This window comes from Cupriavidus basilensis, from assembly GCF_000832305.1.
GTDB lineage: Bacteria > Pseudomonadota > Gammaproteobacteria > Burkholderiales > Burkholderiaceae > Cupriavidus > Cupriavidus basilensis_F.
Map to the genome: position 1 here is coordinate 2417917 of NZ_CP010537.1, position 17236 is coordinate 2435152.

At 62.6% G+C, this 17236-nt stretch carries 10 protein-coding genes and 2 pseudogenes; 5 read left to right on the forward strand and 7 right to left on the reverse strand.

Going from position 1 to position 17236, the window contains the following annotated elements:
* Positions 1-72: 72 nt before the first annotated feature.
* Positions 73-792 (reverse strand): GntR family transcriptional regulator, encoded by a 720-nt coding sequence (locus RR42_RS31385; RefSeq protein ID WP_043355753.1) that lies wholly within the window; start codon positions 790-792, stop codon positions 73-75.
* 228 nt (positions 793-1020) lie between these two features.
* Positions 1021-1995: a 2-dehydropantoate 2-reductase gene (locus tag RR42_RS31390; protein ID WP_043355755.1), complete on the reverse strand. Its 975-nt coding sequence runs from the start codon at positions 1993-1995 to the stop codon at positions 1021-1023.
* Between the two features lie 371 nt (positions 1996-2366).
* Between RR42_RS31390 and RR42_RS31395 the strand changes: the two genes are divergently transcribed.
* Entirely contained in the window at positions 2367-3059 is a 693-nt protein-coding gene (locus RR42_RS31395) for a GntR family transcriptional regulator (RefSeq protein ID WP_043355756.1), read from the forward strand.
* 36 nt (positions 3060-3095) lie between these two features.
* Here the strand turns inward: RR42_RS31395 and RR42_RS31400 are convergent, their stop codons facing one another.
* The 4 genes and pseudogenes from RR42_RS31400 to RR42_RS31410 all read right to left on the reverse strand — a co-directional run bounded on the left by RR42_RS31400 (position 3096) and on the right by RR42_RS31410 (position 7389).
* A complete protein-coding gene (locus RR42_RS31400; protein WP_043358270.1) occupies positions 3096-3974 on the reverse strand; it encodes an EamA family transporter in 879 nt (292 codons plus the stop codon).
* A gap of 387 nt (positions 3975-4361) precedes the next feature.
* Positions 4362-4547, reverse strand: coding sequence for a hypothetical protein (locus RR42_RS31405; protein WP_043355757.1), 186 nt, complete (start codon positions 4545-4547; stop codon positions 4362-4364).
* 813 nt (positions 4548-5360) lie between these two features.
* Positions 5361-5546 (reverse strand): annotated as a pseudogene (locus tag RR42_RS39065) (IS5/IS1182 family transposase); the annotation flags it as partial.
* 385 nt (positions 5547-5931) lie between these two features.
* Positions 5932-7389 (reverse strand): patatin-like phospholipase family protein, encoded by a 1458-nt coding sequence (locus RR42_RS31410; protein ID WP_236702087.1) that lies wholly within the window; start codon positions 7387-7389, stop codon positions 5932-5934.
* A 115-nt stretch (positions 7390-7504) separates the two neighbouring features.
* Here RR42_RS31410 and RR42_RS41315 point away from each other — a divergent pair.
* Positions 7505-7664, forward strand: a pseudogene (locus RR42_RS41315) (integrase); the annotation flags it as partial.
* Between the two features lie 199 nt (positions 7665-7863).
* Positions 7864-13362 carry an ATP-binding sensor histidine kinase gene (locus RR42_RS31415; protein ID WP_043355759.1) on the forward strand — a complete coding sequence of 1833 codons (5499 nt, stop codon included), beginning with the start codon at positions 7864-7866 and terminating at the stop codon, positions 13360-13362.
* A 34-nt stretch (positions 13363-13396) separates the two neighbouring features.
* Here RR42_RS31415 and RR42_RS31420 read toward each other — a convergent pair whose 3' ends face one another.
* A complete protein-coding gene (locus RR42_RS31420) occupies positions 13397-13999 on the reverse strand; it encodes a response regulator transcription factor (protein WP_052495295.1) in 603 nt (200 codons plus the stop codon).
* A gap of 521 nt (positions 14000-14520) precedes the next feature.
* Between RR42_RS31420 and RR42_RS31425 the strand changes: the two genes are divergently transcribed.
* Both RR42_RS31425 and RR42_RS31430 read left to right on the forward strand, forming a co-directional pair.
* Positions 14521-15207 (forward strand): hydrolase, encoded by a 687-nt coding sequence (locus RR42_RS31425; protein ID WP_043355763.1) that lies wholly within the window; start codon positions 14521-14523, stop codon positions 15205-15207.
* Between the two features lie 129 nt (positions 15208-15336).
* A complete protein-coding gene (locus tag RR42_RS31430) occupies positions 15337-17208 on the forward strand; it encodes an amidohydrolase (RefSeq protein WP_043355764.1) in 1872 nt (623 codons plus the stop codon).
* Positions 17209-17236: the final 28 nt, after the last annotated feature.

Genomic DNA, 17236 nt, shown 5'->3' on the forward strand with positions numbered 1-17236 from the left:
TGCCTGATAAAGAACGGCGGACTATGTCCACCGTTCTTTATTGCCCGAGGCAGCCGCCTCGCGTTTCAGCCTTCAATCCAGGAAGTCGCAGTTCTTCTCGACATAATCCGCCAGATCCAGCGAATGCTGGCGCACCAGCTTCTCGGCCAGTTCGGTGTCGCGCTTTTCCAGCGCCTCGATGATGCGCAGGTGATCGACGATGGAACGCGAAGCGCGATCGCTTTGCGAGATCGTCATCTTCCGGATGGCGCGCACATGGATAAAGATGTTCTTGATCGAATCCATGATGATCTGCGACTTCGACAACTGCACGATCGCCTGGTGGAAGGCGATGTTCGCGTCGGAGTATTCCTCGATATGCTCGGCTGGCGTGGCATCGCGGAAACTGTCGAACATATGGCGCAGTTGCGCAATCTCCTGGTCGCTGGCGTTCAGCGTGGCCAGGCGCGCGGCCATGCTCTCGAGCGCGCCCCACACCTGGATCATCTCGACGATTTCGCGCTTGGTCTTGCGCATGATGTAGATGCCGCGGCGCGGCACCGTGCGCAGGAACCCTTCCTGCTCCAGCAGCGTCATGGCCTCGCGGATCGGGGTGCGGCTCACGCCCAGCGCCTCGCTCAGGACTCGCTCGTCCAGCCGGATTTCCTCGGTCGACTGATAGATGTCGGCGTCGGCAATGGCCTGACGCAGCATGGCGTACGCCTGGTCGCGCAGGCTGGCCCCGGCGTTGATGGGTTGGAGGGACAGGGTCAGTGCAGCAGGCTGGACCGCGGATTGAGTTTGCGCAGACATGAATGGGCTCTTGTTGAAACCAGCACCGCGGCGGACGGGACAGTCGCCTGCGGCTTCCCGCTTAGCTTACCAAAAGCAGCCATTGCATGAGCTGAATGCATAGGAAAATGCACAATTGATATAAATCGGCTGCCAGGGTGGCGGTTTTGCGTATATGGTATATCACATGGTGCGCCGCCGAAACCGGCCGGCGCCACCATTTCGTCCCGGCCGGCCCGGCACCCGCGCTCAAGCCGCCCGCGCCATCCGTTCACGCTGCTTGATCAGGCCCAGCACCGCGTCCACCATCGGCGTGGGCTGCTCCACCAATCGGCCCATTTCCTGCACCACTGTCAGCAGGGGGTCGATCTCCATGGCCCGCCCTGCCTCCAGGTCCTGCAGCATGGATGTCTTGTGTGCCCCGACCGCGCCGGCACCGTCGATGCGGCGCTCCACATCGACCCGGAACCGCACGCCAAATCGTTCCGCAATCGCTTGCGCTTCCAGCATCATTGCGCGCGATAGTCCACGGGTGGCCGGATCGGCGGTGATGATATCCAGCGTGGCATGCGTGAGCGCGCTGATCGGGTTGAAGCACAGGTTGCCCCACAGCTTGAGCCAGATCTCGTCGCGGATATTGTCGCGGATGGGCGCTTCCAGTCCGCCGGCTACCATCATTTCGCTCAGGTGGCTCACCCGCGCCGACTTGCTGCCGTCGGGTTCGCCCAGCGGGAACTTCTTGCCGTAGACATGGCGGATCACGCCGGGCGCGGCGATCTCGGCGGCGGGATAGAGCACGCAGCCGATCGCCCGCTCCGGGCCCAGGCCGCGCCACTGGCGCCCGCCCGGGTCGACGCTTTCCAGCCTGGTGCCCGCGAGCGGGCCGCCGTGCTGATGGAAATACCAATAAGGGATGCCGTTGACACCCGTCACCACCGCCGTCCTGGGCCCAAGCAACGGCTGCATCAGGTCCACCACGCCCGGCACGGAATGCGCTTTCAGGGTGATGAAGACATAGTCCTGCGGCCCTAGCGTGGCCGGGTCGTCTGTGCAATTGACCTTGGCCACCCTCTCCTCGCCCTCGCTCAGCAGCCGCAGGCCGTTGGCGCGCATGGCGGCAAGATGGGGGCCACGTGCGACCAGGCTGACCTCGGCGCCCGCCAATGCCAGCTGGACGCCGAGATAGCCGCCGATTGCACCGGCGCCATAGATACACACTTTCATGATGTCGTCTCCCGGTGGTTTTATGGGTGTACGTTTTGATATATCACATACTATATTCCACAAAGACCGAACACAACCTCAATCTGCCACCGCCATGGACCTTCCGCACGCCCAAGTCTGCACACACCGATCGCAAAATGGCACGTCAGGCACTTTTATCATCCGTGTTACGAACTCCCCGAGCACTAATGCCGAGCGGAACCGGATGCCCGGCAGGCGGCGGACGCCACCTCGATTGCCGCCCGCGCTGCCGGTGACCGACATAGCGCAAGCGTGATGTTGCCGAGCCTGGAGCGGGTATCATGTGCGACGCAGGTCAACGCACAACAATGCAAAACAACGAACAATCACCACGGGATCCCACCCGCCTAATGAATTCCGCAGATCCAGCCGGCGCGGCCGGCGCCGGCCCCGACGCCTCGCTGCCCCGTGCTGAGCGGGCCTACCAGCACCTGCGCAATGCGATCCAGGCCGGACAGCTGCCGTCCGGTACCCGCCTGCGCGAAGTGGAGCTAGCCGCCTCGCTGGGGCTGTCGCGCACGCCGGTGCGCGAAGCGCTGTCGCGGCTGGAGTCAGAAGGCCTGGTCGTCAACGAGCCCAACCGGGGCATGATGGTGACCCAGCTCGACGCCAGCATGGTGAGCGAGCTCTATGTCATGCGCGAGGTGCTGGAAGGCACCGCCGCCGCGCTCGCTGCGCGCCACGCTACCGATGTGGAAATCTCGCTGCTGCGCGACATCGTCCAGCGTGACCTGGCTATAACCGACCAGCCCGACAAGCTCGCCGCCAACAACCGGCTCTTCCACGAAACGCTGCACCGCTGCGCGCACAATCGCTACCTGCTCAAGACCTTGCGCTCGCTGCACGAGTCGATGGCGCTGCTGGGACGCACCACGCTGGCGCTGCCGGGACGCGCCCGGGTCTCCTACGAAGAGCACATTGCACTAGTGGAAGCCCTGGAGCAACGCGACCCCGCGCTAGCCGAGCAAATCACGCGCCGGCACATCCAGCAGGCGTACAAGGCGCGGCTATCGATGTGGATCGAGGAACAATCCGAGCCCTGAATCCGGGCATGCGGGCATGCGTGCGGCCATCTTCACTCAGGTCGCCGCAATCGCCCGCGCCCCGCGCCACGTCCCCAGGCTAAGCACCGCCAGCGCCCCCAGGATCAACGCTACCGCACCGAACGTCTGCGGCGCGATCTGCTCGCCGCCCAGCCACGCACCCACTGCCAGCGCCACTGGCGGGTTCACGTAGACATAGCTTGACGAAACCGTCGGCGAGACGTTTGCCACCAGGTACATATAGGCGGAAAACGCCACCAGCGACCCAGCCACCACCAGGTAGGCCCACGCCCACAACGCCTGGCTGCTGATTGTGCGCGGCCAGGGCTCGCCGAACGCAACGGACAGGACCAGCAAGATCGCCCCGCCCAGCAACATCTCCGCGGCAAACGCCACCGCACCCTGCGGCAAATCCAGGCGCCTGGCGATCTGCGAGCCGAACGACCAACTGCCGATAGCCACCAGCAAAGCCATCACGCCCGTGGCACTCGCGCGAAACTCCGCGCCGCCGGTCAGCACCAGGATGCCCGCGCTGCCCAGCGCAATGGCCAGCACTTCGTACCAGCGCGGCCGCGCACCGAAGCAAATCCCCCAGAACAGGCCAAAAATCGGCATCGCACCAATCATCACGGTAGTCGCCCCGGACGAGATGGTCTGCTCCGCCACCGCCGTCAGGCCCATCCCGCCGACCAGCAGGAAACCAGCCAGCACGGCGCAATTGCGCAGCTGGCGCAAGCTCGGCATGGCGGCGCCACGATAGCGCAACCATAGCGCCAGCAACAAACCCGCGCAGAGAAAACGCGAGCCCATCATCAGGAACGGCGCAAAGCTCTCCAGGGTGAAACGGATGGCAAGATAGGTCGTGCCCCAGACCAAGTAGGTAATCAGCAGGCAGAGCAGCAAGCGGAGCGAGATGGTGGGCACGGGAAGACCGGGAGAAGGCACAGGGGGCCTTCAAGATAGCGCGATCCGGTGCGCCCGCAAAAGGAAAATGACTCGCAAGGCTTGTGAGGCGATCTCACAAAGGTGCGCAGCGGAGCTGGCACCAATAAAAAAACCGGCCAAAAGGCGCTGCGCTCCTCGGAGCGACGCGTTGGCCGGTTTTGCCGCGCGAAAGAGATCCGCGCCGGTTTGACATGGTGTCGGCTGTCCCTCGCCAGGACAGATGCGTTAGCGCATCGCCGCGACGAGCAGCATCAAAGCCGTCAAACCAAAACTATATACATCAACAACAAACAACAGTTAACTACAACGCGCTACGGCAGCATTCACTCTTGATTCTTGATGTCGGTGCTCGGGCGATCAGCCGTTCGCGAAAACGATCTTTGCCTTGCGTGCCTGGTTCTGCAGGCGGCCCAGCACGGATTGCATGGTGGCGATGGCGCTCTTCACGTCGTCGACGAAGGCCGGGCTGCGGGGACCAAGTTCGCGTTCGATCAGTTCGCGTTCGAGTTGGTCGGTCATCTTGATGTCGGATTGGGTGTTCATGGCTTTCTTCCTCTCAGTGATAACCCTCATCGGGTTTTCCCTAATTGTAGCAAAGAAAATGACGCACAGCAGCATTAGGTGATAGTACGTACGGGCACCACGGCGGATGCCGAGTGGGAAGTACATCCATTCCTGGCCGATTGCACGCTTTTTGGTTGCCACAAAATACGGACACCTATTGGTTGCAACTGCCAATATTATTATTTATTAAGCACTTATTGCCATCTATTGCGATTTATTAAGCTCTTCTTGTATTCATGGAGCCAGAGGATTTTTGGCTGAGAAAATACGTAGCTTATTTGCGACGGCGCTATAAGTGAGCACCGCCCTGTCTCGCCTGAGTGTCGCAATAATCTCTTGGATGCGGATCCGAATGAGCTCGATCCGCTCAGCCTTCATCTCGCTCTGATAACGTTTGTGTGCCGCAGCTGCGGTAGCCCACAGCCCGGGATATCGATATCGCAGATAGCCTTGCGTGACACCGAGGGACGCGGCGACAGCCAGGCCAGACTGAGGACTGCTCAGGATGGAGCCACACTCCGCTTGAAGAGCACAGATCTGTCATGTAGGCCAGGTACAGCTCGCAGCACATCGCCCGCCTTTTTCGGCATACCGACGCGGTTTGGCCAAGCAGCCGCAGGGGCTGGCGCTCCTTGAAAAATGCTGGAAATCGAGATGCCCAGTTCGGACCCCATGGCGACAAGTAACCCCAAACTCGGGCCTCGGTACTGTGTTGGCTCGAAAATCTCGCCTCTCAAGGGCTTTGTTGCATAAATCGAGTCTGAAAACATGAGTTCCCACGTGCTGCAAAACTCAGGCGATGCGGACGGACTGCGGGCGTGCAAGCTCCACCATGCGGTTGAGCACGCCTGCACGGATGGCCACCTCAGTGGCCTGAGCACCGATTTCGCGTGCCCATAGACTGTGTCCCGTCAGTGTCTTGAGGTAGTGCATCAGGGTCTCGGCCAGCGAGCGCCGGTGATTGCCGCCAGTGGCTTTTCATTCGCATCGTCCCGGAAAAAATCCGAGACACTACGCCGCTTCGTCAAAAGACTGACTAACAGGGTCAGCGTTCCAGCCGTTGCGCGTAAACGTCAGGCGTGCTTACGGATTTGCGCAACAACGCCGTGTGCTGCAGGAACCCGGAATTGGCCGGACTGGCGTGAAATCCCGTGACGCTGAGCTAGGACCTGACGGTCGAGCCTGCCTGACTGCCGCCAGCGTCGGCAACCGGCTTCTGCCGTTCGCATTCTGGCTCAGTCTGTCATTCAAGTGGCCGTTGCGCTCAAAAGAGTTGAGGTGAGCCGTGTGGAGCTTGCGTCCGCCAGAGCGCTGCGGCCGAGCAACAAGAACGCCGGTCTCACCCCCGCCGCGTGCCGCGAGACTATCGCGCCACGGTCGATTTCCGCTGGAACTCGCGGATCACCGGGTTGCCAAGGATGGCATCCCTTCCCGCTTCAATCAGGCGATCGACGTCCCTCTCGGGCAGACGAAGTCTGGTCGGCACATCGTTCAGACTTGCAGCACGCTCCTTGTCGAGGGCATCAAACGAGATCCGCGTCACGAAGAATTCGACGTCTTCGCATCGCCAGCCTGGGTGTAGTGCAGCGATCTCCTGCTGCCGAGAATGCGGCATCCCACACCGATACGCCACGAGGTCGTCTCGCCACTGCTGCATCATGGGAACGAAGGCGTCATAGCTCATTCGAACGTTGGTCGCCATTGCCGCGTCGATGGCCGCGCTTGCGACTTCGATTCCCGATGGGCCGGCTTGGCTTTGGTTCCAATCGCCGCGCGGGCCCTGACCCGCGTCAACAACGATAAAAAGTTGCCGCCGCACATTGATCGCATCTTTTTCGCTCATGGGACCGTAAGCCGTGCCCAGCAGCAGTCGTGATTGGAAAATCGTAGCCAGGCCGTAGTTGTCTGTCACCCCGCCATCGACCAGCTTGATGTACTTTCCCTTCGAAATATCCCGGTGACCGCGAACGGCGTTTGCCAACGCGCCAAACAGCAGCGATTGCCCAGGCGCCTGGGCGTAGTCAAGGTTCGGCAGCGGTGCACTACAAGCCTCGGGATGCTTTTGAAGGACGATCGGTGCAAAAAAGAGCGGGACCGCCATGGATGCTGCGACAGCCTCGGAAACGGGAAAGCTCGCGAGATCACTGCATAGCGCATCGAATGCCAACTGGTTGAACGGAAACGCGACCCGGTAGTAGACGTTCGTGGCGTTGATCCAAACGATTGGCTTGCCGCGCCGGAACATGTCGGCGTACGTCGCGCCCTTGAACACGTCTTCGTCGAGCCATGTCCGGAGATCTTCCCGATCGTTGAGCCCACCCGCGAAGAGACGCGCAAGGTTAAGCGGATTCAGGAGACTGAAGCGAAGTCCCGCTTCTCCGTCTTTCAAGAGCACTGATCGAAAGTTCGCCAGGCTGGCCTTGCCGTGCAGACCGTAGTACGCAGCGGTGATGGAGCCTCCGGACACGCTGCTAATCAATGCGACGTCGTCGAGCAGTGACGCGCCGCCAGGACCTCTCACGGCGTCGAGCCCCTGCAGCGCTCCAAAGGCGAAGGCTGCGGCTCGCGTGCCGCCGCCAGAGAACGACATGGCGACGGTTGTCTGGCCGGCGACATCGGTAGGTTCGCGCAGGGCCGTGGAAGCGCTACCAGCAGCCGCGGCCTGAGGCAGGTTGCGCGGAACATTGTGAGGAAGCGACCCGCAGGCACTAAGTCCCGCAAGTAGAAACAGCATCAGAATGAGGTCTGCCCTGCCGCAGGCTATACGCCAACGCAGGCTACTCTTGCGGCGAAGAGCATGATCATGTCGAAATTTCCACATTTGGATTTCCACATTTGGACTAGGTCAGGAACGTGTCGGCGTGGTGGCGGCCCACAGGAAGAAAAGTTCGGGTTTTGCTGCCGCGCAAACGCACAATTGCTCCGCGGGCTCCCGCGTGACGTGGAACAACGGCAAGCTGACCGGACAAAAGCCGCCATTGAAACTCCAGGAAATCTGGGCGATTTTAACCAAGCTACAGATGTCTGCGAACATCCGTGAACTGGCAATGTTCTTATGATTGATAGCAAACTTCGTTATGTGACCTGACTCAGTTGCTGGCGCATTTGCACAAGGCAGTCATGCCTAAATGTGATTCAAGGCAGACAAATGAAGCCCGTCATTGATTGGCATCCCCGTGGCAAAATTTCGCCGTTCGGTCCCCTTGACCGGATCACCGGTACGGCAATTCACCTGCCCCACCAGGCGCCCCGAAACATCAAATACAGCTATCGACTTGAGAGCGGAACACGGCAGATGAACCCATTATTTTACTTCGGCCATGAGAGCGGTGTCAGCTTCCCGGTCGTATGGGAAGATGACGATCGCGTTGTCGGTAGAGGTTGGCTCCCCGGCCGAGATGGCATGCCAAAGGCTGTACTGGCTGTGTGGCACGCAGCCGAGCACCCGCGCCCCACTAGCCTCGCGCACGAATACGGCTTGAAGGACGAACTGGACGGCAGTTGGGCGGTAAGACCGCTGGAGCTTGTGCGCGAGCGTGGCCGGACTGTTTTACTGCTTGACGACCCAGGTGGCGAGCCGCTTGCCAAGCTGCTGGGCACCCCCATGGAGGTCGGCCGTTTCTTGCGCCTGGCCATCAGCATCGCCGCGGCCTTGGACCAGTTCCACCAGCGGGGTCTTATACACAAGGACATCAAGCCGGCCCATATCCTGGTGAACGATGCCCCAATCGAGGCCCGGCTCACGGGCTTCGGCATTGCCTCGCGCCAGTCGCGCGAGCGCCAGGCACCGGCGCCACCGGAAGAGATCGCCGGCACGCTGGCCTACATGGCCCCCGAGCAGACCGGACGCATGAACCGGTCAATCGACGCGCGGAGCGACCTCTATTCGCTCGGCGTCACGCTCTATCAAATGCTCACGGGCGTGCTGCCGTTCGCCACCGACGACCCGATGGAACTGTTGCACAGCCATCTCGCACGACAGCCAGTGCCGCCGGCAGAACGGGTACCGTCGATCCCGGCCTTGCTTTCCGCCATGGTGATGAAGCTGCTCTCCAAGACAGCGGAGGAGCGCTACCAGACCGCAGCGGGGCTGGAGGCCGATCTACGGCGCAGTTCGGTCGCATGGGAAAGCCGGGGAAGCATTGCCACCTTCCCGCTCGGCGAGCACGACCTGCCTGATCGCCCATTGATTCCGGAGCGGCTCTATGGACGGGAGCGCGAGATTGAAACCTTGCTCGCTGCCTTCGATAGGGTGGTGACCCAGGGCACGCCGGAGCTTGTGCTGGTCTCCGGCTACGCCGGTATCGGGAAGACCTCGGCCGTGCTTGCGTTGCGCAGCGCACTGGCGCTCAGGAATGGCCTCTTTGCCTCGGGCAAGTTCGATCAGTACAAGCGAGACGTCCCGTATGCGACGTTGGCTCAGGCTTTCCAGAATCTGGTCCGCCCACTACTGGGCAAGAGCGAGGCCGACTTGGCGCCCTGGCGCACCGCACTGGCGGAGGCGCTGGGCCCGAATGGCGGCCTCATGGTGCCGCTCATACCCGAGCTCGGGCTGATTCTGGGGCCGCAGTCGCCGGTGCCGGAACTGCCCCCGTGCGACGAGCAGCACCGATTCCAGATGGTTTTCCAGCGCCTGCTTGCCGTCTTTGCCCAACCCACGCATCCGCTGGCACTCTTTCTCGACGACCTGCAGTGGCTGGACGCGGCAACACTCGATCTGCTCGAGTATCTGGCGACCCAGCCAGAGGTACGCCACGTGCTGCTTATCGGAGCCTATCGGAATGACGACGTCAAGCCCGGACATCCGTTGCTACTGCGATTGCCGGCAATCCGCCAGGCCGGGGGGCGGGTAAATGACATCACGCTTTCCCCCCTTGGGTTCGACGATGTAATCAGACTCATCGTCGATGCCTTGCATTGCGCACCTGGGGACGCCGCACCTCTGGCCCGACTGGTGCAGGAGAAGACTGGCGGTAACCCATTTTTCGCCATCCAGTTTCTCACCGCCCTGACCGAAGAGGGGCTGCTCGTTTTCGATCATCGTGGCGCGCGCTGGTCTTGGGACCTTGAGCAGATTCGGGCCAAGGGTTTCACCGACAATGTGGTCGATCTCATGCTCGCCAAGCTGAGGCGCCTTCCCGCGGCGACCCGTAACGCCCTGAAGCAGTTGGCGTGTCTCGGCAATGACGCGGCGATCGCTAGCCTGGCCATGGTCCAGGATGCCAGCGAGGCGGAGCTGGACGCGGCTCTGCGGCCGGCGGTACGCGCCGGACTTGTGTTGCGTTTGGGAAATACCTACCGATTCCTGCACGATCGTATCCAGGAGGCGGCCTACGCGCTGATTCCTGAAGGCGCGCGGCCGGCAGCGCACCTCGCGATTGGCAGGCGGCTCGCTACGGGCACGCCGCCTGAAGCAATAGCGGAGCGTGTCTTCGAGATCGTCGGTCAGCTCAACCGTGGCACCGACCTTATCACCGCCGCCGAGGAACGGGAGCAAGTGGCCGAGCTGAATCTGCTTGCCGGCCAGCGCGCCAAGGCGTCCACGGCCTACGCCTCGGCGCTGACCTATCTCACCGCCGGCGCAGCGCTCATGCAGGGGGACGCCTGGAAGCGTCGGCCCAAGTTTGCTTTCGCGCTCGAGTTCCACCTCGCCGAATGCGAATTTCTGACCGGCGCGCCGGCCGCGGCGGACGCGCGCCTGGCCGAGCTTGCGTGCCGTGCCGCCAGCCTCCCCGATCTGGCCTCCGTCACCCAGCTGCGGCTGGAGCTGTTTCTGGCCCTCGGCCAGCGCGAGCGCGCCGTCGAGGTGGGCCTCGACTACCTGTACCGCGCCGGCGTCCAGTGTTCGGCACACCCGACAGATGAGGAGGTTCTGCAGGAATACGACCGGATGTGGCGGCAACTTGGCGACCGTCCGATCGAGGCGCTGCTCGACCTGCCGATGATGACCAATGCGGTCGCGTGCGAGACCATGGATGTTCTGACCGCGCTGATGCTGCCGGCCTGGTACACCGACGTGAACCTGGGCTCCCTCATCATCGGGCGGATGGCAAACCTCAGCCTCGAGCAGGGCAACAGCGACGCGTCGTGCCTCGCCTATACCTGGCTCGGCATGATCCTGGGGCCTCGGTCCGGCGACTACAAGGCGGCATTCCGCTTCGGCCAGCTTGGCCTGAGCCTGGTCGAGCAGCGCGGGCTGGACCGCTTCAGGGCGCGCGTCTACCAGGCTTTCGGCGGCCACGTGATGCAATGGACGCAACCCATCCGTGCCGCGCGCAGCCTGGTCCGGCGCGCTTTCGACGTGGCCAGCAAGCTTGGTGACCTTACCTACGCGTCCTTCGCGCGCAACAACCTCATTACGCAGTTGCTCGCCTGCGGCGATCCGCTTGCCGAGGTGCAGAACGAAGCTGAAGCCACGATCGGCTTCGCGCGCCGTGCGAGCTTCGGTCTCGCCGTCGACCGGGTTACCCCCCAGCTCCAGCTAGCGCGAACTCTGCGCGGACTGACCCCGGTGTTCGGCGTCTTCGATGATGATGATTTCAACGAGGAGGAGTTCGAGCGGTATCTGGATGAGGCTCCGGGCCCCGCCCTCGCCACCTGCTGGTACTGGATCCGAAAACTGCAGGCACGCTTCCTCGCCGACGACCACGCAGCCGCCATAGCGGCGGCGGACAGGGCAGAAAGTCTCCTCTGGACATCACCATCGTTCTTCGAGCAGGCGGAATACCACTTCTACACAGCGTTGGCGCGAGCCGCATGCTGCGGCACGGCCGCCGCGCCAGAACGGACCCAGCACCTGGCGGCATTGGCCGCACATCATCGCCAGCTCCTTGTCTGGTCCGAGCATTGTCCGGAGAATTTCGAGAACAGAGCCGCATTGGTTGGCGCGGAAATCGCCCGCCTCGATGGGCGCGAAGTTGATGCAATGGGCCTCTACGAGCAGGCCATCCGCTCCGCGCAGGACAATGATTTCATCCATAACCAGGCACTCGCCAACGAGTTGGCCGCGCGATTCTATGCTGCGCGTGGCTTTGAAAAGGTTGCCCGCGTGTATTTGCAGGATGCCCGCCATGGCTATCTTCGCTGGGGCGCCGGCGGCAAGGTGCGGCAACTCGATGCGTTGTATCCGCACCTCTGGGGGGAAGAGCGAGCACCCGCACCAACGACGACCATTGGGGCGCCGGTCGAACACCTGGACCTTGCCACCGTGATTGCCGTGTCGCAAGCTGTGTCCGGCGAGATCGTCCTGGACAAATTACTCGACACACTCATGCGCACCGCGATTGAACAGGCCGGCGCGGAACGGGGACTGCTGATCCTGCCCCGAGGGTCCGAGCAGCGCATCGCAGCAGAGGCTACGACCGGTGGCGATATTGTCACGGTGCAACTCCGCGACGAGAGCGTGACTGCGACTGCGCTGCCGGTATCAATGCTCCACTATGTCCTGCGCACCCGCGAGAACATCATTCTCGACAATGCGGCGACACAGATGCCGTTTTCCGACGATCCGTACATTCTGCAGCATCATGCCCGATCCATTCTCTGCCTCCCACTGCTTACGCAGGCCAAGCTCGTCGGTGTGCTCTACCTGGAGAACAACCTCGCGCCGCGCGTCTTCGTGCCAACCCGCACCACCGTGCTGAAGATGCTCGCCTCGCAGGCGGCGACCGCGCTGGAGATTACTTGTTTGTACCGGGATCTCGCACAACGCGAAGCGAAGATTCAGCGCTTGGTCGAGGCCAACATCATCGGGATCTGCCTCTGGCACATGGACGGCCGAATCCTCGAGGCCAATGACGCGTTCCTCCGCATGCTGGGCTACGACCGCGAGGACCTCGCCTCAGTCCCTTTGCGCTGGACGGACCTGACGCCCCCGGACAGGCGCGAGCGTGACGCAAGGTTGGTCCAGGACCTTCGGATCAGCGGGACCTTGCCGCCGTTCGAAAAAGAGTTCTTCCGCAAGGATGGAAGCCGCGTGCTCGTCCTGCTAGGGTGCGCGACATTCGAAGAGGGTGGGGAACAAGGTGTCTCCTACATGCTTGATCTAACCGAGCGCAAGCGCGCCGAGGAGGCGCTGCACCAGGCACAGGCCGAACTCGCACACGTTACCCGCGTGACGACGTTGAACGCGCTGACAGCCTCGATCGCCCACGAGGTCAACCAGCCGCTGGCCGCCATCGTCACCAACGCCAATGCGGCCCTGCGCTGGCTCGCTCGCCAGCCGCCCGATCTGGCCGAGGTGCGAGATACGTTGGGGTGCATCGTTCAGGATGGCCATCGGGCTGGCGCAGTGATTGAAGGCATGCGTGCGCTGCTTAAGAAGACGGCCGCAGTCACGGCGCGCCTTGACATGAACGCCCTTATCGAAGACGCGATTGCCCTCATCCAGGGAGAGATAAGCCGCCATCAAGTCCTGCTCCGGACGGAACTCGAGCCTGACCTGCCGCCGGTTGCGGGTGACCGGGTGCAGTTGCAGCAGGTGCTCCTGAACCTGATGATGAATAGCATCGAGGCAATGAAAGAGGTGGCAGAGCGGCCGCGGGGACTGCTGATTCGGTCGCACCTCGACGCATCAGGGACTGTGCTGGTTGCCGTTCAGGATGCTGGCGTCGGGCTGGAGCCGCAAGATCTGGAGCGAGTTTTCCAGACCTTCTTCACTACCAAGGCGGAGGGGCTGGGCATGGGCCTGGCGATCTGCCGGTTGATCGTCGAGGCACACGGAGGACGGCTGTGGGCGTACCCCAATGTGCCTTGCGGGGCCGTGTTTCAGTTCACCCTGCCGCCTCAGGACTAGATGCCTCCCGCCGACCGCGGGAGGCTACGGGGACTCAATGCGGACAAATGCCGAGTTGCTGTGCCATCAATACAAACCCGGCAAAGGTGCGCGCCTTCATCTTGCGCATGGCCTGGCCGCGATGAATTTTCACGGTGACCTCGCTGATACTTAGCTCGCTGGCGATCCGCTTGTTCAGCAGACCGGCCACCACCATGCGCATGACCTCGGCCTCGCGCGGCGTCAGGCTCTGGTAGCCGGATCGCAGTTCATCCAGCTTACGCATGCCATGGCGACGATGCTGATCCTTTTGCAAGGCGGCCGCCACGGCATCGAGCAGGTCCTGCTCGCGGAATGGCTTCGCCAAGAAATCCTCAGCACCAGCCTTCATAGCGGTAACGGTCATGGGGATGTCGCCGTAACCAGTCATAAAAATGATTGGGACCTGGACGCCCATTTGGGACAGCTGAGTCTGCAGGTCCAGGCCACTCTGCCCGCGGAGCCTGACATCGAGCAGAAGGCAAGTGGGCACGTCCGGGAGCGCGAATGCTAGCAGTTCGGCAGCGGATGCGAACAGTGCGACGCGCATCCCGACTGATCGGAAGAGGTTCTCCAACGCGCCGCGAAGCATCGCGTCGTCATCAACGATTAGCACCATCGCTTCATCACTCGCACTGGTGTCCGCGGTTACGAAGCTGTTGATTGTCACAGTCAATCTCCAGTGCACTCATCGGTGCGCGGGGTCTGGGCAGGCCCACTCACGCCAATTTGGCATGCCCCCCCAAAACATTGCATTACAGCACATTGCCGGGGTCCTGAGTACCTATACCTTGGGGTTAGTTCGACGTGGATCCTGGACCCAGCCCCAGCCAGCCGGTATGCAGGGTGCGACACATCAGAGTCGCACACAGCCCTATGTCACACCACGCCGCAAGGGCCGGCGAAGCTACTCCCGCTTGCTTTGGCACGGCCTAGCGGCGTCGCGATGAAACGACGGCCGCGCACGACTAATACGATTCGCCAATGGCCATGGCCGACAGCGCCGACTATCCTTGCGTCAGGTTGCGATCCGGATACGAACGCCAGTCGCGGCCCTTATGCTTAGCCGCCCCGACGCGGCACTGTCGCGGCGGCTGGTGCCGCGGCAGCCCTACTCTCGCCCCCAACAGGAGCAACGCAATGTCCAATCCCAAGCTTGAAGTCCTCACCCCGCAGAACAGCCAGCTGATCTTCATCGACCACCAACCGCAAATGGCGTTCGGCGTCCAGTCGATGGACCGCCAGGCGATGAAGAACAACGTCGTCGGCCTGGCCAAGGCGGCCAAGATCTTCAATATCCCGACGACGATCACCACCGTCGAGAGCGAGTCGTTCTCGGGTTTCACCTATCCGGAACTGCTCGACGTGTTCCCGGACCAGAAGACGCTGGAGCGCACCTCGATGAACTCGTGGGACGACCAGAAGGTGCGCGACGCGCTGGCCGCCAACGGCCGCAAGAAGGTCGTCGTCGCCGGCCTGTGGACGGAGGTCTGCAACACCACCTTTGCCCTGTGCGCCATGCTCGAAGGCGACTACGAGATCTACATGGTGGCCGACGCCTCCGGCGGCACCACCAAGGAAGCGCACGACTACGCCATGCAGCGCATGGTGCAGGCTGGCGTGGTGCCGGTGACCTGGCAGCAGGTGCTGCTCGAATGGCAGCGCGACTGGGCCCACCGCGACACCTATGACGCCGTGATGAAGGTGGCCAAGGAACACTCGGGCGCCTACGGCATGGGCGTGGACTACGCCTACACCATGGTCCATAAGGCTGCCCAGCGCACGGCCACGGGGCACGAATCCATCGCCCCGGTGCCCGCACGCTAAGCAGCTAATAAAGATGAAGATAGTCATCGTCCTACGCATGGTTTCCATGCGTAGGACGATGCTACCCGCCGGCACTTCATCACCTCGGCTGCCGCCCTCGGTGCGGCAGCCTCTTCGGAACTATTCGCCATGTCACCGAACCCGACTCCCGACCTCATTCTCGTCAACGGCAAGTTCGCCACGCTCGACCGTGCCAATCCGCAGGCCGACGCCGTGGCCATCCAGGACGGCCGCTTCGTCGCGGTAGGTACGCGCCAGGACATCATGAAGCTGGCGGAAACGCAGACAAGGGTGATCGACCTGAACGGCCGGCGGGCCATTCCCGGGCTGATTGACAGCCACATGCACATCATCCGCGGCGGCCTGAACTACAACATGGAGTTGCGCTGGGACGGTGTGCGTTCGCTGGCCGATGCCATGCGCATGCTCAAGGATCAAGTGGCACGCACCCCCGCACCGCAATGGGTGCGCGTGGTGGGCGGCTTCACAGAGCACCAGTTCGTGGAAAAGCGCCTGCCGACCATCGAGGAGCTGAACGCGGCGGCCCCGGATACGCCGGTGTTCATCCTGCACCTGTACGACCGCGCCATTCTCAACGGCGCCGCCCTGCGCGCCGTGGGCTATACGAAGGACACGCCGAACCCGCCGGGCGGCGAGATCGTGCACGACAAGGCCGGCAATCCCACCGGCTTGCTGCTGGCCAAGCCCAATGCGACCATCCTCTACGCCACGCTGGCCAAGGGCCCGAAGCTACCGCCCGAGTACCAGAAGAACTCGACGCGCCACTTCATGCGCGAGGTGAACCGCCTGGGCGTGACCGGCGTGATCGACGCCGGCGGCGGCTACCAGAATTATCCCGAGGACTACAACATCATCGAGGAGCTGCACAAGGAAGGCCACCTCACGGTGCGCCTGGCCTACAACCTGTTCACGCAGAAGCCCAAGGAAGAGCTGAGCGACTTCAAGACCTGGACGTCGACCGTCAAGCCAGGCCAGGGCGATGACCTCTATCGCCACAATGGCGCCGGCGAAATGCTGGTCTACACCGCGGCCGACTTCGAGGACTTCCGTGTTGAGCGCCCCGACATGGCGCCGTCGATGGAAGCCGATCTGGAGCCGGTGATCCGCCTGCTGGCCGAAAAGCGCTGGCCATGGCGCCTGCATGCAACCTATGACCAGACCATCACGCGCGCGCTCGACGTCTACGAGAAGGTCGCCAAGGACATCCCGTTCAACGGCCTGAACTGGTTCTTCGACCACGCCGAGACGATTTCCGACCGCAATATCGACCGCATCGCCGCGCTCGGTGGCGGCATCGCGGTGCAGCACCGCATGGCCTACCAGGGCGAGTACTTTGTCGAGCGCTATGGCGCACGCGCTGCCGAAGCCACACCGCCGATCAAGAAGATGCTGGAAGAGGGCGTGAAGGTCGGCGCCGGCACCGACGCAACACGCGTGGCCTCGTACAACCCGTGGGTCTCGCTGTACTGGCTGACCACGGGCAAGACCGTCGGCGGCATGTCGATGTATCCACAGGCTAACCTGCTCGATCGCGAAACGGCGCTGCGCCTGTGGACCGAGGCCAACACGTGGTTCTCATCCGAAGTGGGCAAGAAGGGCCAGATCAAGGTGGGCCAGTTGGCCGACCTGGCCGTGTTGTCGGCCGACTACTACTCGGTGCCGGGCGACGACATCCAGGACATCACGTCGGTGCTGACCGTGCTCGGCGGCAAGGTGGTCTATGGCGACAGCGAATTCGGCAAGCATTCGCCCGACATCCCGCCCGCGATGCCCTACTGGTCACCGGCCCGCCATGGCAGCCAGTACCAGCCGCGCCCGCAGGCCCAGGCGCGCGCACTGGCGCTGAACACCGCGTGCGGCTGCGCCAGTTCGTGCGGCGTGCATGGCCATGCGCATGCCAATGCGTGGACCTCGAGCGTGCCGACGTCGGACGAAAGCACGTTCTGGGGCGCGCTAGGCTGCTCGTGCTGGGCATTCTGATCCACATTGATCACATCGGAGAGCGACC

What these genes read in the sequence shown, in the direction of transcription:
- RR42_RS31390 (WP_043355755.1), bottom strand. Translation starts at nt 1,995, where the DNA reads ATGAAAGTGTGTATCTATGGCGCCGGTGCAATCGGCGGCTATCTCGGC.
- RR42_RS31415 (WP_043355759.1), top strand. Translation starts at nt 7,864, where the DNA reads ATGAACCCATTATTTTACTTCGGCCATGAGAGCGGTGTCAGCTTCCCG.
- RR42_RS31420 (WP_052495295.1), bottom strand. Translation starts at nt 13,999, where the DNA reads ATGGTGCTAATCGTTGATGACGACGCGATGCTTCGCGGCGCGTTGGAG.
- RR42_RS31395 (WP_043355756.1), top strand. Translation starts at nt 2,367, where the DNA reads ATGAATTCCGCAGATCCAGCCGGCGCGGCCGGCGCCGGCCCCGACGCC.
- RR42_RS31430 (WP_043355764.1), top strand. Translation starts at nt 15,337, where the DNA reads ATGTCACCGAACCCGACTCCCGACCTCATTCTCGTCAACGGCAAGTTC.
- RR42_RS31410 (WP_236702087.1), bottom strand. Translation starts at nt 7,389, where the DNA reads ATGTGGAAATTTCGACATGATCATGCTCTTCGCCGCAAGAGTAGCCTG.
- RR42_RS31405 (WP_043355757.1), bottom strand. Translation starts at nt 4,547, where the DNA reads ATGAACACCCAATCCGACATCAAGATGACCGACCAACTCGAACGCGAA.
- RR42_RS31385 (WP_043355753.1), bottom strand. Translation starts at nt 792, where the DNA reads ATGTCTGCGCAAACTCAATCCGCGGTCCAGCCTGCTGCACTGACCCTG.
- RR42_RS31425 (WP_043355763.1), top strand. Translation starts at nt 14,521, where the DNA reads ATGTCCAATCCCAAGCTTGAAGTCCTCACCCCGCAGAACAGCCAGCTG.